Source organism: Jeongeupia sp. HS-3 (genome assembly GCF_015140455.1).
Classification (GTDB): domain Bacteria; phylum Pseudomonadota; class Gammaproteobacteria; order Burkholderiales; family Chitinibacteraceae; genus Jeongeupia.
In genome coordinates this window covers 3171139-3186902 of sequence record NZ_AP024094.1, presented here as the reverse complement: position 1 = coordinate 3186902, position 15764 = coordinate 3171139, and the positions used below count along the sequence as shown (strand labels likewise).

Annotated in this window: 14 protein-coding genes; 7 read left to right on the top strand and 7 right to left on the bottom strand. The window is 62.9% G+C overall.

Annotated features, from left to right (window positions below):
• Positions 1–34 precede the first annotated feature (34 nt).
• Entirely contained in the window at positions 35–2809 is a 2775-nt protein-coding gene (locus tag JLC71_RS15395; RefSeq protein WP_236250917.1) for a chitinase C-terminal domain-containing protein, read from the bottom strand.
• Positions 2810–3487: 678 nt separating this feature from the next.
• Between JLC71_RS15395 and JLC71_RS15385 the strand changes: the two genes are divergently transcribed.
• The gene (locus JLC71_RS15385; RefSeq protein ID WP_200916473.1) at positions 3488–4084 is read left to right on the top strand and encodes a 6-pyruvoyl trahydropterin synthase family protein; all 597 of its coding nucleotides are present in this window, start codon (positions 3488–3490) and stop codon (positions 4082–4084) included.
• A 75-nt stretch (positions 4085–4159) separates the two neighbouring features.
• Here the strand turns inward: JLC71_RS15385 and JLC71_RS15380 are convergent, their stop codons facing one another.
• From JLC71_RS15380 to JLC71_RS15355, 6 genes are all read right to left on the bottom strand, one after another.
• Positions 4160–5266, bottom strand: a complete 1107-nt coding sequence (locus tag JLC71_RS15380; protein ID WP_200916472.1) for a VanZ family protein — start codon at positions 5264–5266, stop codon at positions 4160–4162.
• A 36-nt stretch (positions 5267–5302) separates the two neighbouring features.
• A complete protein-coding gene (locus tag JLC71_RS15375) occupies positions 5303–6361 on the bottom strand; it encodes a polyamine ABC transporter substrate-binding protein (protein WP_200916471.1) in 1059 nt (352 codons plus the stop codon).
• Positions 6362–6488: 127 nt separating this feature from the next.
• Positions 6489–7553, bottom strand: coding sequence for a polyamine ABC transporter substrate-binding protein (locus JLC71_RS15370; protein ID WP_200916470.1), 1065 nt, complete (start codon positions 7551–7553; stop codon positions 6489–6491).
• Positions 7554–7694: 141 nt separating this feature from the next.
• Positions 7695–8474, bottom strand: coding sequence for an ABC transporter permease (locus JLC71_RS15365; RefSeq protein WP_200916469.1), 780 nt, complete (start codon positions 8472–8474; stop codon positions 7695–7697).
• Between the two features lie 65 nt (positions 8475–8539).
• Positions 8540–9466 (bottom strand): ABC transporter permease, encoded by a 927-nt coding sequence (locus JLC71_RS15360; protein ID WP_200916468.1) that lies wholly within the window; start codon positions 9464–9466, stop codon positions 8540–8542.
• Between the two features lie 14 nt (positions 9467–9480).
• Entirely contained in the window at positions 9481–10569 is a 1089-nt protein-coding gene (locus JLC71_RS15355; RefSeq protein ID WP_200916467.1) for an ABC transporter ATP-binding protein, read from the bottom strand.
• A gap of 191 nt (positions 10570–10760) precedes the next feature.
• Between JLC71_RS15355 and JLC71_RS15350 the strand changes: the two genes are divergently transcribed.
• The 6 genes from JLC71_RS15350 (at position 10761) to JLC71_RS15325 (ending at position 15678) form a co-directional block, all read left to right on the top strand.
• The gene (locus JLC71_RS15350) at positions 10761–12074 is read left to right on the top strand and encodes a deoxyguanosinetriphosphate triphosphohydrolase (protein WP_236250916.1); all 1314 of its coding nucleotides are present in this window, start codon (positions 10761–10763) and stop codon (positions 12072–12074) included.
• A 200-nt stretch (positions 12075–12274) separates the two neighbouring features.
• Positions 12275–12868 (top strand): hypothetical protein, encoded by a 594-nt coding sequence (locus tag JLC71_RS15345; protein WP_200916466.1) that lies wholly within the window; start codon positions 12275–12277, stop codon positions 12866–12868.
• Between the two features lie 68 nt (positions 12869–12936).
• On the top strand, positions 12937–13692 hold the full coding sequence (locus JLC71_RS15340; RefSeq protein WP_200916465.1) for a DeoR/GlpR family DNA-binding transcription regulator: 756 nt from the start codon (positions 12937–12939) through the stop codon (positions 13690–13692).
• On the top strand, positions 13685–14725 hold the full coding sequence (locus tag JLC71_RS15335) for an oxidoreductase (RefSeq protein ID WP_200916464.1): 1041 nt from the start codon (positions 13685–13687) through the stop codon (positions 14723–14725). Before JLC71_RS15340 ends, JLC71_RS15335 begins: the two co-directional genes overlap by 8 nt.
• Positions 14722–15228: a heme-degrading domain-containing protein gene (locus tag JLC71_RS15330; protein WP_236250915.1), complete on the top strand. Its 507-nt coding sequence runs from the start codon at positions 14722–14724 to the stop codon at positions 15226–15228. The genes JLC71_RS15335 and JLC71_RS15330 overlap by 4 nt, the downstream gene beginning before the upstream one ends.
• Before the next feature lie 183 nt (positions 15229–15411).
• Positions 15412–15678 carry a DUF2798 domain-containing protein gene (locus JLC71_RS15325; RefSeq protein WP_200916463.1) on the top strand — a complete coding sequence of 89 codons (267 nt, stop codon included), beginning with the start codon at positions 15412–15414 and terminating at the stop codon, positions 15676–15678.
• The last annotated feature ends 86 nt before the right edge of the window (positions 15679–15764 follow it).

The following is a 15764-nucleotide window of genomic DNA, read 5'->3' as shown; positions in this document are numbered from 1 at the left end:
AAGGCCTGCCCGTTCAAGGTCTACAACAGGAAGATTATTGAACCGTACCGGCCGGCAGCGACGGGTACTCCTGCTTCACCGCGTAGCTCTTGCCGCCGATGGTGACGACATAGTTCGACGGGCCGGTAATCGGCAGGTAGTAGTTCAGGGTGATGTCGATGCTCGCACCCGGAGCCAGCGTCTGCCAGCTTGGGGTCGAGAACTTGACGTGGTGGAAGTCACCCTTGAAGCCGCCGACGTTGTTGCCGGTGTGTTCCGACGACACGACCTTCAGACCTGCACCCGACTGGTCGGCCATATTGTTCGGCGCCGACACCGGATAGTCGAACTCGACCACGGTACCGCCCGGCAGCGTTGCGCCGGTGTTGTTGGTGACCTTCAGGTACGGGTTGATCGGATAGTTCTGATCACCCAGCTTGAAGTTGGTCAACTCGAACTTCAGGTCGATCTGCTGTGCCGGCATGGCGGTCTTCGCACGCTTGTTGCCGTAAGGCGCAGCGTTGCGGAAGTTGGTCGCCAGCAACTTGGTCAGCGTCGAGCCCGGCACGTACTGGCCCTTGGTGCCGTTCAGGTTGGTCTTGTTGGCGTCATAGGCATAGTCGCCAGCCAGTTCCCAGAACATCGCACCACCAACGCCCTTGTTGATGATCCACTCGGCCTTCTTCTGGATCGAGGTTTCATCCTCGGTCGAGATGAACACCTTCTTGCTGGCGTTCCACAGCCACGGAGCAACCAGGGTCGCATCGTAGTTGTAGGAGTAGGTGCCAACCAGATCGGTCGCCTTGAGGTTGAACAGCGGCAGGTAGTCGCCCGCGATGCCCTTCTCGAGGTTCTTGGCGTGCCACATCGGGTTCGAACCAGCGCCCATTTCGTTGCCGTTCTGATCCTTGTCGTGCCAGATGTTGTCGATACCGACCGCACCCAGACCGCACTCGGTCAGGCCCGGGCCGCAGTTGCTCGACTTCGGCGAGGTGCCCCACAGGCCGTTGGTACCGCCGGTCACGTCCTTGTGGCCACGGGTGTAGTACGGCACACCGGCGTTGATACGGCCGGCCGGCAGCGCACCGCGGAAGTACTGGAAGGCCCAGTCGGTGTTCAGGTAGCCGATGCCGCCGTATTGTGCCGAGCTGTAGACCGACCACTTGGCGAGCTCGGCATCCTTGCCGTCGTCGAACAGCGCGGCGTTCGGACCGACGAACTCGTTCCATGCACCGTGCAGGTCATACGTCATCATGTTGACGTAATCGAGGTACTTCACGCCCTGGTACGACTCCATGCCACGCAGCAGGTAAGCGGACGACGGCGAAGCGATCGTCAGCATGTAGTACTTGCCGTCGGCCACCGCAGCCTGATCGAGCTTGGTACGCAGCGTTTCCAGCAGCGCACGGTACGACGCCTGCAGACCCTTCAGACGCGGGCTAGACACGCTCCAGTCGAGCGGGTTGCCGGCCTTGTCCATCGTGGTCGGGTACTCGTAATCGATGTCGGCGCCGTCAAAACCGTACTGGCGCAGGAAGGCCACGACCGATTCGGCGAAGGTGTTGATGCCGGCCTGGTTGATCGAACCGTCGGCGTTGGTCGTCATCGTGTAGAAGCCACCCGAAGCGACGCGGTTGCCGTCTGGACCGAAGTAGCCGCCGGTTTCAGCCCAGCCGCCGATCGACACAAGGGTGCGAACGCCAGGGTGCTGTTTCTTGAACTTGGTCAGCTGGTTGAAGTGGCCCTTGTACGGCAGGCTCGGATCCATTTCGTTGCCGGCGATCACCGGCTTGCCATCGGAACCGTCCCATACCATGCCGGTCGATTCGTTGCCGGCCACGCCTGCATTGACCGACACCTTGTTGGCGCTGTCGACGTGCGCGAACGCGTAGTTCACATGGGAGATGTCGTTCCACGGAATGTCGGACGCGAGGTAGCTCGGCAGACCGTTCTTGCCGGTGCGCCAGTTGGTGAAGTAGCCGATGATGCGGCGTTTCAGGCCATTAGCGAGGATTTCGCGGCCATTGGTATCGTAAACGGTGCAATACGGTACGTTGGCGACGCTGCTCACCAGACCGTCCGGACGGCAGGCTTCCTGACCGCTCGGGGTCGGCGCAGGGGTCGGTGCTGGGGTCGGTGCTGGCGTCGGCGCTGGGGTCGGTGCTGGCGTCGGCGCTGGCGTCGGTGCCGGGGTCGGCGCCGGGGTCGGAGCTGGCGTCGGAGCCGGGGTAGGCGCTGGGGTCGGAGCCGGGGTAGGCGCTGGGGTAGGCGCTGGGGTCGGAGCCGGGGTCGGAGCCGGGGTCGGAGCTGGCGTCGGAGCTGGCGTCGGAGCCGGGGTCGGAGCTGGCGTCGGAGTCACACTGCCTTGCACTTCCCATGGGCCCCATTGCTCGGCACCCGGGATATTGTTTTGCGTCCACCACTTGGCCTTGTAGGTCACGCCGCCATGAGTGACGCATTGGCCGGCGTTATACACGGCGGTATTCGACCAAGCGACACAGCCACTCGGAGTCGGCGCCGGAGTCGGAGCTGGCGTAGGAGCAGGCGTCGGTGCCGGGGTTGGCGTAGCGCTTGGCGTCGGGGTAGGCGCAGGCGTCGGCGTGCCGGCGCTAACCAGCTTCCACAGCGTCGGGCTCGCGGCCGGATTCCAGTTGGCGCCCACGTAGGCGGTGTGCGTTACCAGTGCCTGGTAATCGCTGCCGCTGTACGACACGACGGTGCCAGCGTTATAGGTCTGGCCTTCTTGCCAAGCCGGGCTGGCAGCAAAGGCTTGCACGGCAAACAGTGCGGCCGGGATTGCGGCCAGGGTGAAGCGGTTAAAACGGGACATGGAAAGCGTCTCCTCGTTATTGGTTTTGTTCAGGCGATACCAAGTGGTATTAGCCATGAACGCCAACACCGTCATTTTGCAGTAAGCAACCACAAAAGAGGCATTGCCAGGCCCGTTACAACGACGAGCCCATGCATGGCGAAACCTGATTACTCGCCAAGCCCGACAAGCTGTCAAGCCACCGTCCGGCGGCGGATCGAACGGCATGTAAGCGCCCGTAAAAACAAGTCGTTTTCACTACAAAACTACACCAGCGGCCGATTTCACCCCACCGGAGCAACGCGCCTATCATCATGAAAAACAAGCAAAAATCATAATCAACACGCATCAAACTCCTAATAAATTAGCAATTGATAATGTAGTTAACCTGACTAACAACAGGTAGTTGATGTCATTAGCCGCATTGATTTACCGTTTATCTCCGATCAGCTGCAGGCCATTTTTGGCGCTTTCACCACACTCGCTCGCCGTATTTTTTTCACAAAACTTACACAAATAAACATGTCTTGAAATGAACGATGTCCGCCGGGCAAGCCGCGCCAAACTGAACGCGCGAATATGAAATTGGTATTATTTTATCGCCGGCAGACCTTCGTTTTCTCCGTCGATGCAGCCATTCACCTTGCCCCGTTCAGGCGCATCTGATAAAACCCGACTAGGTTACTGGGTTACTTCAAGATGCTGATTCGCAAGCTGTTCAAGTTTGAAAACGCGCATATCGTGCGCAATTGTTCATCCGACCGCTGCCGCCGGTCGATTCACGGCCATAGCTACAAGGTTGAGGTGCTGCTGGAAGCGCACGCGCTCGATCACGGCCAGATGGTGTATGACTTTGGTTTGATGAAGGGCACGATCAAGGACGTAATCGATGCCTTCGATCACGCCATCTGCTTCTGGGACAAGGACGATCCCGACTACATCGCGCTGTGCAAGACCTTCTCGGCGCGGTGGATTTCGCTGCCGGTGTCGCCGTCGGCCGAACAGTTCGCGCGGCTGTTCTTCGTGATCATCGACGCACTGCTCAAACAGACGGCAATGGCCAATGGCGAGGGCGATGTGCTGCTGCATTCGGTCATCGCCCACGAAACCGATACCGGCTACGCCCAGGCTTTCCGCGACGATGCCTACAACCCGCGCATGGGCACGATCGCGCTCGGCGATATCGTCTTCTCCGACCAGGTGTGCGCCGAGTGGGCGGACCCGGTGATGTACGACAAGCTGATCGATGGCGATACCTTCGCCAATCCGCCGGTCGAACTGCAGGTCAAGCCCTGAGCAGGCCGCCGTTGATGCGGCCCAGATGAAAAAGCCGCAGCATGCCGCGGCTTTTTACCATCCGGAAGGCTGCATTTACCAGGCTTCGCCCGAATCTGGCATCGTCACCGCCGCCCAGAGCATCAGCAGGATCGCCCCATAGGGCCAGACATCGCCGATCACCGCCGCCAGACCGTTGAAATGCATCAGATGGCCGTAGTGCCAACGGAACAGCGGCAGCATCCCCGAGAGCTGCGGCGCCAGCGGCCACGCCCAGCCCACACCCAGCGCCGCCGCCAGTGCCAGCGCACCGACCAGCGCCCGCAGCCGCCGTTGCAGCTGCCACAGCCCCCACAAGAGCAACACGCCAACGGCGCCGCCGATGACGATGTTGCGGTTGATCCAGGCAAAGAACTGCGCCGGCTGCAGCAGCATGCCGGCGAAGGTCAGCTTGACGATCAGTCCGGCCAGCAAGGTCAGCCGGATTGCCATCGGCACCTCTCGCATATGCTTGACCAGCACCGAAACGAACAGCGCGACACCGATCAGATTGAGCATCATCCCGCCGCCTTCCAGCAGCGCGAGAAACAGCGCCGGATTGGCGAGCGGCGAATCGAACGGTTGCGGCAGCCCCAGCGGTGCGACCACGACCCCCAGAAAGGGCGCCGACGGATCAAACTGGGTGATGAACCAGAGCCCGAGCCACACCAGCCCCCATTCGGCCAGGGTGCTATCGGCCAGATGGCTGTGACGGAACACCAGCCACGCCCGCTGCCAGCGCCGGTTGGCGATCAGCAGCGCCAGCAACCCGCCAAGACAAGCGCCAAAACCGTTGCTGAGCATGTCGAGGTTGGAGGCAATCCGGCCGGGCAGGAATTGCTGGACGAACTCGACCGAACCCGAAAGCAACAGGCCGACCAGCGTCGCCAGCGGCCAGGCGAACCAGCGCCGCTTGGCCATCAAGCCGACGGCGACGCCGAGTGGCATGTAGGCGAGCACATTGACGAGGTTGTCGAACAGCGTGAAATAGTAAGGCAGCGGGTAGCTGTAGAAGGCGAACACCGACTCGCCGGTGTAGCGCCAGCCGGCGAGCGGATAGAAGCTGATCGTCAGGATGACGAGCAGGTAGCAGTAAAAGAAATACTGCGAGATACGCGACTGCGCGACGTGATGCGCAAGAAAGCTGATCGGAGGAAAACGCATGTGTGCGATGGGGCGAGTTGCCTCGCCCCGCCCGGCTTACTTGGACGTCTTCACTTCGGTCCACAACTGGTTCAGCCCGCGCAATTGCTTGCCTTCGAGTGCGTTGAGCTGTTGCAGTTTCTTGATCGCGTTGGCGTCGGGGAACACGGCGCTGATTTTCTTGATCTCCGGCTTCACGAACGGCACGGCGGCGGCGTTCGGATTGCCGGTGCCGACCATATTGGTCAGCTCGGCGGCGTTCTTGCCATCAAGCATGAAGTTGACGAACTTCAGCGCCAGATCGGGACGCGGCGCGCTCTTGAGCACAACCATATTGTCGACCGACAGCGTATTGCCTTCCTTCTGCAGCGTGTAGGCGACGTTGAACGGGCGCTTGGCGGCCTTGGCATCCTGCGCGGCCTGGAACATATCGCTCGAGTAACCGTGGGCGACCCAGATATTGCCGAGCGTCAGCTCCTTGATATAGCTCTGGCTGTTGAACGCGGCCCAGTACGGCTTGGCGGCCTTGATCGTCGCGGCGGCCTTCTTCAGCTCGTCGGGCTTGACCGAGTTGGCCGAAAAACCGTTGTACATCAGCGCGGCGGCGAACACTTCGCGGCTGTCGTCGAGCACGGTGACCTTGCCCTTGATCTTGGCGAGCACCTTCGGATCGAAGATCACCGACCACGAGCTCGGATCGACGCCGGCTTCCTTCAGCCGCGCGTCGTTATAGCCGACCAGCGTGGTCGTGAACGAGTACGGCAGCGAATACAGGTTGCCCTTGTCGAACGCGCTGTTCAGGAACGCCGGGTTGACGTTCTTGGCGTTCGGCAGCTTGGCCTTGTCGAGCGGCTGCAGCAGCTTCTGCTTCACCAGCGGCTGGATCGCAAATCCGGTCGGCACCACCACGTCGTAACCCTTGGCACCGGCGGCGAGCTTGGCGAGCATTTCTTCCATCGCGCCGTAGTAATCCTGCACCACGCGGCACTTGCAGTCGGCCTCGAAGCGCTTCACCGTTTCCGGCGCGATGTAGTTGTTCCAGTTGTACACGTGGAGAACGTCGTCGGCATTGGCGACGCCGGCGGTCAGCAGCAAGCCCAGCAGCAGTTTTTTCATGTTTTTTCCGTGGTGTCCGAAAAAAACGCGGCACCTAAGTCCCGCGTCGAGGCGTCAAATGATGCCGCAAGCGGCCGTGTTTGCAAAACGTACGGCCAGGCTTGCGACACTTCACAGATGGATGGATTTAATTGCCGACCTTGATGCCGGTCCAGGCCTGGTTCCACGCACGCCGGGTGGCCGCGTTCAGATCGCTCAGTTGCTCAAGCTGTTTCACTTGAGTCGCGTCAGGATTGATCGCCGGCACCGCCAACAGTTCCTTGCTGATGAACGGCTTGGCCGCGGCGTTCGGATTGCCGGCGCCAACGTTATTGGTGATCGCGGCGGCGTTCTTGCCGTCGAGCATGAAGTTGATGAACTGCAGCGCCAGATCGGGCCGCGGCGCGCTCTTGTGAATGACGAAGGAATCAGCGGTCATGCCGTTACCTTCTTTTTGCAGCGTGTAATCGATCTTGAACGCGCGCTTGGCCTTGATTGCATCCTGCTTGGCCTGGAACAGATCGTTCGAGTAACCGAGCGCGACCCAGATATTGCCCAGCGTCAGCTCCTTGATATAGCTCTGGCTGTTGAACGCCGCCCAGTACGGCTTGGCGGCCTTGATCGTCGCGACGGCCTTGCTCAGCTCGGCCGGATTCTGCGAATTGGCCGAGTAGCCGTTGTAGCGCAGCGCGGCGGCGATCACTTCGCGCGGATCGTCGAGCACGGTGACCTTGCCCTTCAGTTTGGCGAGGATCTTGGGATCGAACACCACCGCCCAGCTGCTCGCATCGATACCAAGCGACTTGAGTTTGTCGGCGTTGTAACCGACCAGGGTCACGGTGAAATCGTACGGCACCGAATACCGGTTGTTCGGATCAAGCGGCGTGTTGGCGAAGGCGGGGTTGAGGTTCTTCAGGTTCGGCAGCTTGGTCTTGTCCAGCGGCTGCAGCAGGCCCAGCTTGGCCAGCGGCGGGATGCCATAGTTCGACGGGCCGATCACGTCGAAACCCTTGGCGCCGGCGGTGAGCTTGGCCAGCGCTTCTTCCATCGACCCGTAGTAGGTCTCCTGCACCTGGCACTGGCACTGCGCCTCGAAGCGCTTGATCGTGTCGCGCGAGACCGCGTTGTTCCAGTTGAAGAGGTGCATGACCCCCTCGGCATGAGCGGCGAGACTGGTGGAAGCAAGGAGGAGGGAAAGAAGCAGCTTTTTCATTAGCGTGTTGCCATTAAAAAAGGGCCGCGAGGCCAGAGCGGCATTGGCCGCAGATGGAAAAACCCCGCCTTGCGGCGAGGACCTGAAATCAATCCGGGCAGAAATCCACCCAGTGCAGTTCAAGCGGGTTGCGCATGGGCATTATGACTGCGCCTTGACCGCACCGGGTGCGACCTTGCTGGCGATGACGATCAGCGCCAGCGTCAGCAGCATCAGCAGCGTCGAAATCGCGTTCACTTCCGGCGTCACCGCGATACGGATCATCGAGTAGATCTGCAGCGGCAAGGTCGACGCGCCAGCGCCGGCGGTAAAGAAGGTGATCACGAAGTCGTCGATCGACAGCGTGAACGCCATCAGCGCGCCGGCGATGATGCCGGGCATGATCAAGGGCAGCGTCACCAGCCGGAATGCCTGGATCGGCGTGGCGCCCAGATCGCGCGCGGCCTCGACCAGCGATTCGTCCATCCCCTGCAGCCGCGAGCGCACGACGATGGCGACGAAGCCGATGCAGAAGGCGATATGCGCCAGCGCGATCGATACCAGTCCCAGCGTCATGTTCAGCATGACAAAGAAGATCAGCAGCGACACGCCCATGAGGATTTCGGGAATCGCGATCGGCGTCAGCACCAGTACCGGCAGCAGCCGCAGCTTGTACTTGTACATCGCCAGCCCGGCGAGCGTGCCGAGCACGGTGGCGCACAGCGAGGTGATGACACCGATGATCAGCGTGTTGCGTGCCGCGGTGAGCATCTGCGCGTCGTTGAAGAGGATGTGGTACCACTTGAACGTGAAGCCGACCCACTCGGCGTTGAGCTTGGAGTCGTTGAACGAGTAGACGACGACGATGATCAGCGGCAGATAGAGGAACAGGTAAACCAGCCCCGCCGCGCCCCACAGCCATTTCGATTGCTTAGAGTGCATCGTGTTCACTTCCTCCACGGCTCATGGCTTGGCCTTCCCCTGCGCAGCGCAGCTGACTTGATTGTTTAGAGTGCATTGCGCTTGCCTCCACGGCCGATCAAGGTCGCCAGACCGGCGAGCAGCAGCACCGCCAGCGTCAGCATGATCGACAGCACCGCGCCGAACGGCCAGTCGCGGCTGTCGAGGAACTGCTGCTTGATCAGGTTGCCGATCATGATGCCGTCGGTACCGCCGACGAGGTCGGGCACCGCGAACATCCCCAGCGCCGGAATGAACACCAGCGCCGCACCAGCCCATACGCCGGGCAGCGAGAGCGGCCAGGTGATGCGCCAGAAGCGCTGCCAGGCGTTGGCGCCAAGATCCTGCGCGGCGTCGAGCAGATTCATGTCGTGTTTTTCAAGATTGGCGTACAGCGGCAGCACCATGAACGGCAGGTGCACGTAGACCAGCACCAGAATCACCGCGAAATGGCTGAACATCAACTGCACCGGGCCGATGCCGATCACCGCAAGGATGGCGTTGATCGTTTTGGCGAAGTAGCCCTGCGGCCCGAGGATGATCATCCACGAGTACACGCGGATCAGGAAGTTGCTCCAGAACGGCAGGATCACCAGCAGCACCAGCAGATCGCGGTGCTTCTTCGGGCTGCGCGCGATCAGCCACGCCAGCGGATACGCCAGCGCGAGGCAGATCACCGTGGTCAGCCCGGCGTACCAGAACGACTTGAGGAACAGCTCGAAAAACACCGGTTCCTGGAAGAAGCGGGCGAAGTTCTCCAGCGTCAGGAAATCGGCGTAGTTGGCAAAGTTGATCAGCAGCTCGGTCTTGCCGGTATCCGGGTTGACGTCCATCAGCGGCAACAGGCCGCCGTAATCGCCGGGGAAACGGAAGGCGGCAAAGGCCATGATCGCCGACGGAATCGCGAAGAACAGCAGCAAATACAACAGCGGCGGGCCGGAAATCAGCCAGCGGCCCAGACGGTTATTGCGCATCGGGGCTCCCGGCCTCAGGCCAGCACGAAATGACCGGCGTCAAAGCGCCACGCCAGTTCGACCTGATCGTTATCGTCAAAAAAGCGCGCCCGGCCCGATGCCGAGTTCGGCAGCATCGTCTCGACCAGCATGCCGTTGTCGAGCTCGACGATGTAGATGGTCACGTCACCGAGGAACAGGCAGTCGTGCACCTTGCCCTTGAAATGCACCTCGTGTTCGTCGCCGGCCGGCAAGGTCGCGCCGAGGCGGATTTTTTCCGGCCGCAGCGTCAGCGTGCCCTTGTCACCGACCTTGGCGCCGGCGACCGGCAATGCTTCGGCGATGCCGACACCTTCGATCTCTAGCTTCATCTTGCCGTCGTCGATGCCGACGACGGTTGCGTCGAGCAGATTGCACTGGCCGATGAAATCGGCGACGAAGCGGCTGTTCGGATAGCTATAGATCGTTTCCGGCACATCGAGCTGCGCGACCTCGCCCTTGTTCATCACCGCGATCCGGTGGCTCAGCGCCAGCGCCTCGCCCTGGTCGTGGGTGACGTAGACGAAGGTGATGCCGACTTCCTTCTGCAGATTGATCAGCTCAAGCTGCATATCCTCGCGCAGCTTGGCGTCGAGCGCGCTCAAAGGCTCGTCCAGCAGCAGCAGCCGTGGCCGGTTGACCAGTGCGCGGGCAATCGCCACGCGCTGGCGCTGGCCGCCGGAAAGTTCGTGCGGGAAACGCGTGGCGAACTGGGTCAGCCGCACGTCGTCGAGTACCTCGTCGACCCGCGCCTTCAGCTCGGCCTGCGCCACCTTGGCCATCTTCAGCGGGAAGGCGATGTTCTGCGCCACCGTCATGTGCGGGAACAAGGCATAGCTCTGGAATACCGTGTGCACCGGGCGTTTTTCCGGCGGCACGCCGGCGACGTTCTTGCCGTCGAGCAGAATCTGCCCCGAATCGGGCTGCTCGAAACCGGCGAGCATGCGCAGCAAGGTGGTCTTGCCGCAGCCGGACGGGCCGAGCAGCGTAAAGAATTCGCCGGCTTCGACCGACAGGCTGACATGGTTCACCGCGGTGAAATCACCGAAGGTTTTGACCACGTCACGAATCTCCAAGAGCGCCATGTTGTTCCCCGCAAAAAACGGCCCGTAGTTTAGCGAAGATCCCCCCCCGGGGACAGGGCGTTTTTACCAACAAAGACAAGGGATTGCGCCAGATTCACGCTGGATCTCCGGCATAGCCCGGCACAGACGCGCCGCCAGCCGTCCGTCACCTTATAATCGGGGCTCCCGCTACTCGCTCCGGCAACACGATCATGGACTGGAATCAGCTGCTATCTGCCAACCGCCTCGGCACCCACGAGAGCACACCGATCGAGGCGGGCCGCAGCAACTACCACAAGGATCACGACCGCATCGTGTTCTGCTCGCCGTTCCGGCGCATGGGCCGCAAGACCCAGGTTCACCCGATGACCGAGAACGACCACGTGCACACGCGGCTGACGCACAGCATCGAAGTCGCCTGCGTCGGCCGCAGCCTGGGCGTGCTGGTCGGCGAGGCGATCCGCGACAAGCTGCCGGCGCATGTGAATCCCTACGATCTGGGCGCCATCGTCCAGGCGGCGTGTCTGGCGCACGACATCGGCAACCCGCCGTTCGGCCACGCCGGCGAATATGCGATCCGCGACTGGTTCCGCCGCGACGATCACGCCTATCTGCTGCAGAACCTGAGCCCGGCCGAGCGCCGCGACCTGATCACCTATGAAGGCAACGCCCAGGGCTTCCGCATCATCACCCAGCTGGAAAACCACCGCTTCGAAGGCGGCTTGCGGCTGACCTATGCCACGCTCGGCACCACGCTCAAATATCCGTGGACCAGCGATCACGCCTGCGCCAAGGGCAAATTCAGCTGTTACGTCAGCGAACTGCCACTATTGGGCCAGATCGCCGCCGAACTGGGCCTGCCGCAACTAGCTCCGGGGCGCTGGGCACGTCACCCGCTTTCCTATCTGATGGAGGCCGCCGACGACATCTGCTACGCGATTCTCGATCTGGAAGACGGTATCGAGATCGGCATGCTGGCGTACGAAACGGTCGAACCTATCCTGATGAAAATCTGCGGCGGCGAGCGCGAGTTGCTGGCGCTGGAAGTCGCCGCCGCACCGAGCGTGCGGCGCAAGATATCCTTGCTGCGCGGCAAGGCGATCGACCGCTGCGTGCGTGATGTCGCGGCGACCTTCATCGCCCAGTACGAGCGGTTGATGGACGGCAGCTATCAGGGCGATCTGCTCAACGATTGCCCGGCACCGATGCGCCTTGGCATCAACGAGGCCAAGCAACTGGCGCGCGACCGCATCTTCAACGAGCGCCGCAAGATCGAAATCGAAGTCGGCTCGTTCACCTGCCTCGACATCCTGCTCGACGCCTTCTGCAACGCCGCCTACCAGCTCAAGGTCAGCCCGGAGCTGCCTTTCCGGATGCGCCGGGTGCTCGATCTGATGGACTACAACGCGCCGAAAAAGGAATGGCCGCTGTACGACACCTACCAGCGCGTACTCGATTTCATCGGCGGCATGACCGACAACTACGCGACCTATCTGGCGCAGCAGGTCGGCGGCATGGGGCGCTGACTCGGCGGCTGCGCCTGCGCATTCTGACTCCGTCCGATGCTCGCAATCCTCATGGACCACTTGTCCATTCCGGTTGCTGCGCTTCGGGCGGCATCAAACTGCTTTGGCTCGCTCGCCGACAAGAACAGGTTTAGAGCCGGGGCCGAGGCAGATCGGCAGTCCGTCGGCAAGCTGCCTTAGTGACGGGAACTCGCCCGACCGTGAATGAGACCATCAAGGATCCCGTCCCTTACGAGATCCACCGGATGATCCGCCTTCTGCTGGCCGCGCTCTGCAGCGTGGCTGCCCTTCCCGCACTGGCCGCGCCGCGCTGCGAGCGCGATGCGCTAGACCTCGTCGCCAAGATCGACGCCATCAGGACGACGCCGCAAACCATCAACACCGGCGACGACCGCAAGGCCGAACGCTATCCCGGCGATGCCGGCGAACTGATCATCGAAACCCGCGATGATGGCCGCACCAGGATCAATTACTACAGCAGCGGCGATACGCTGCGCTATGCGCGCAGTTTCGGCACCGTGCAGCAGGGCAAGCGCGTCGTCGCGCATACCGCCCGGTTATCGTGGAGCGCCGACGGCAAGCGCTGCGATGGCGCCCGCTTTATTCGCGGCCAGACCGCCCGTCTTGACGCCAGCGCGTTCAAGGCCTTCGTCGCCGACTGGCAAACGCTGAGGCAAACGCCGGCCGCCGCGCCGATGCCCGCAGCGAGCAAACCGGCGAGCCCGATCCGCGATGCCAAACCGGTCTTCGTCGCCCCCGGCGAAGCCGCACCATCACGCGGCGGCTGGCGATAATCCGGCACAAAACCGCAAATTACCGCATCGTATTTGCATAAAAATGCACGGTGGCGCATAGTGGGCGCATGTTTACGCACGAACGCCAGCAACGCATCGTTGCCCTCCTCGCCGATCAAGGCCGCGCCAGCGTCGCCGATCTCGCCACCACGCTCGCGGTTTCCGACGACACGATACGCCGCGACCTGAACACGCTGGCCGCGCTCGGCCTGCTGCAAAAGACCCACGGCGGCGCGCTGTCGCTCGACGTGCCGAACATGCGTCGCGGCGCCCGTGCGGCGGTGCTGCCCGAGGTCAAGCAGGCGCTCGGCCGCCGCGTCGCCGCGCTGGTCACGCCGGGGCAGACGCTGATGCTCGATGCCGGCAATTCGCTGCTTGCCGTCGCGCAGGCACTGCCCGACGTGCCGCTGACGGTGATCACCCATTCGCTCGATATCGCCCAGCTGCTGTCCGAGCGCGAGCAGGTGAAGCTGATCCTGCTCGGCGGCGAATGGGATGCATCGCAGCGCCTGTTCCGCGGCGCGACCATGCTGGCGATGGCGCAGCAATACCGCGCCGACCTGGCGATCATGGGCGCGTGCGCGATCCACCCGACGCTCGGCGTCACCGCCAGCGACGAATCGGACGGCGCAATCAAGCGCGCCTTCATCGCCGGCAGCGCGCGCAGCTGGCTGGTGTCCGACCACAGCAAGTTCGGCGAACACGCGCCGTACGCGGTCGCGCCGCTCGATGCATTCGAGCGCATCTTCACCGACCGCGACCCGCAACTGCCGCTCGCCCCCAACACGACCCTGACCCTGCTCACGGAGACCACTCATGGCTGAAACCATCAACGTCGCCCTCGTCGGCTACGGCTACGCCGGCAAGACCTTCCACGCACCGCTGATCGCCAATGTGCCGGGCCTTGCGCTCGCCGCCGTCGTCTCGAGCAGCAAGGACAAGGTCGTTGGCGACTGGCCGGATGTCCCGGTCCACGCCGACGTCGCCACCGTGCTCGCCGACCCGGCGATCGGCCTGATCGTGATCGCCACGCCGAACGACACCCACTTCGATCTGGCCCGCCGCGCACTCGAGGCCGGCAAGCACGTGGTCGTCGACAAGCCGTTCACCGTCACCGTCGCCGAGGCGCGTGAACTCGACGCCATCGCCAAGCGTTGCGGCCGCGTGCTCTCGGTGTTCCACAACCGCCGCTGGGACGCCGACTTCCTCACGCTCAAAAGCCTGATCGCCACCGGCAAGCTCGGCGACGTCGTCGCCTTTGAATCGCACTTCGACCGCTTCCGCCCGCAGGTCCGACAGCGCTGGCGCGAGGCCGCCGTCGCCGGTGCCGGGCTGTGGTACGACCTCGGCCCGCACATCGTCGACCAGGCGCTGCAACTGTTCGGCGAGCCCGACGCCGTCTACGCCGACCTCGCTCAGCGCCGCGATGGCGCGCAGGCAACCGATTACTTCCACGTGCTGCTGCGCTATCCCAAGACCCGGGTGATCCTGCACGGCAGCGTACTGGTGCCCGGCGGCACGCCGCGCTTCTCGGTGCACGGCACGACGGCAAGTTTCGTCAAACACGGGCTGGATGTGCAGGAAGACCAGCTCAAGGCCGGCGCGATGCCCGGCGATGCAGGCTGGGGCATCGACATGCAACATGGCACGCGCTATGTCGGCAACGCCGACGCGCCGGTCGCCGAACCGGTTGCCACGCTGCCCGGCGACTACCGCCGCTACTACGCCGGCGTGCGCGACGCCATCGTCGAAGGCGCCGCCAACCCGGTGCCGGCGAGCGAAGCGATTGCGGTGATGGAGATCATCGAAGCGGCGATCCTTGCGGCAGAACAACGCCGCGAGCTGCCGCTGCCATGAGTGCGATGCACGACATCGACGCCGATCTCGCGCTGATCGCCGAACAGGAGCAACTGCTGCAGTTCGAGCGCTTCGACGCCGACGTGGCGTTCGAACTCGGCAGCCGGCTGCGCGATGCCGCCACCGGCTACGGCACGCCGGTGGCGATCGAAATCTGGCTCAACGGCAGCCCGCTGTTCTTCTTCGCCATGCCCGGCTGCACGCCGAGCAACGCCGACTGGCTGCGGCGCAAGCGCAACACCGTCTGGCACTTCGGCCGCAGCTCGTACGCGATCGGCCTCAAGCTCGCCAAGAGCGGCGACACCCTCGCCGGCAAGCATGCGCTGCCCGAGCGCGATTACGCCGCGCATGGCGGCGCCTTCCCGCTGGCGATACGCGGCACCGGCATTGTCGGCAGCATTGCGATATCCGGGCTGCCGCAGCGCGATGATCACGGGGTGGTGGTCGCGGTCGTCGCCGAATACCTCGGCATCGATCCGGCAGCCGTCACGCTACCGGGCTGAGCGCCGCTGCAGGCTTGCCACGGCCAGCCGTTTGCCCTTAGCATCGGAACTGCGATTTCCCTTCCGGAAGCCGCCGTAAGCGTTTACGTCAAGCAACGCGCCAACTTCTGCCGGCATTTGCCGGGGTTGTGTCCTTCCGCCAACCGGAAGGGGCGCCTTGTTCTGCCGGCTTATGGAGCTTCCATGTCTTACTCGCAATCCTCGTTCCGCAAACTCCCCGCCCGTTACGCCGCTATCGTCATGCCCTTGCTGCTGTCGCTGCTGATGACGTGCATCGTCTCGGTTATCAGCACGCTGCGCGGCATTGGCCCCGACGGATTCCCGCAGATCTGGCTCAGCGCATGGGGCCTGTCGTGGCTGGTCGCCTTCCCGGTCCTGCTGCTGGTACTGCCGGTGGTGCGCCGGCTGACGTGCTGGTCGTGCGCACCGGCTGATGCCGGCCTGAGCTAGCGGGTGCCGCCGGCGGCACGCCAATGCGCCCGGACATCCTGCTAAAAAAAACGCCCCGGCAAGCCGGGGCGTTCTGTTTGCTGCAA

What these genes read in the sequence shown, in the direction of transcription:
- JLC71_RS15370 (WP_200916470.1), bottom strand. Translation starts at nt 7,553, where the DNA reads ATGAAAAAGCTGCTTCTTTCCCTCCTCCTTGCTTCCACCAGTCTCGCC.
- JLC71_RS15325 (WP_200916463.1), top strand. Translation starts at nt 15,412, where the DNA reads ATGTCTTACTCGCAATCCTCGTTCCGCAAACTCCCCGCCCGTTACGCC.
- JLC71_RS15395 (WP_236250917.1), bottom strand. Translation starts at nt 2,809, where the DNA reads ATGTCCCGTTTTAACCGCTTCACCCTGGCCGCAATCCCGGCCGCACTG.
- JLC71_RS15380 (WP_200916472.1), bottom strand. Translation starts at nt 5,266, where the DNA reads ATGCGTTTTCCTCCGATCAGCTTTCTTGCGCATCACGTCGCGCAGTCG.
- JLC71_RS15330 (WP_236250915.1), top strand. Translation starts at nt 14,722, where the DNA reads ATGAGTGCGATGCACGACATCGACGCCGATCTCGCGCTGATCGCCGAA.
- JLC71_RS15385 (WP_200916473.1), top strand. Translation starts at nt 3,488, where the DNA reads ATGCTGATTCGCAAGCTGTTCAAGTTTGAAAACGCGCATATCGTGCGC.
- JLC71_RS15375 (WP_200916471.1), bottom strand. Translation starts at nt 6,361, where the DNA reads ATGAAAAAACTGCTGCTGGGCTTGCTGCTGACCGCCGGCGTCGCCAAT.
- JLC71_RS15355 (WP_200916467.1), bottom strand. Translation starts at nt 10,569, where the DNA reads ATGGCGCTCTTGGAGATTCGTGACGTGGTCAAAACCTTCGGTGATTTC.
- JLC71_RS15340 (WP_200916465.1), top strand. Translation starts at nt 12,937, where the DNA reads ATGTTTACGCACGAACGCCAGCAACGCATCGTTGCCCTCCTCGCCGAT.
- JLC71_RS15335 (WP_200916464.1), top strand. Translation starts at nt 13,685, where the DNA reads ATGGCTGAAACCATCAACGTCGCCCTCGTCGGCTACGGCTACGCCGGC.
- JLC71_RS15365 (WP_200916469.1), bottom strand. Translation starts at nt 8,474, where the DNA reads ATGCACTCTAAGCAATCGAAATGGCTGTGGGGCGCGGCGGGGCTGGTT.
- JLC71_RS15360 (WP_200916468.1), bottom strand. Translation starts at nt 9,466, where the DNA reads ATGCGCAATAACCGTCTGGGCCGCTGGCTGATTTCCGGCCCGCCGCTG.
- JLC71_RS15350 (WP_236250916.1), top strand. Translation starts at nt 10,761, where the DNA reads ATGGACTGGAATCAGCTGCTATCTGCCAACCGCCTCGGCACCCACGAG.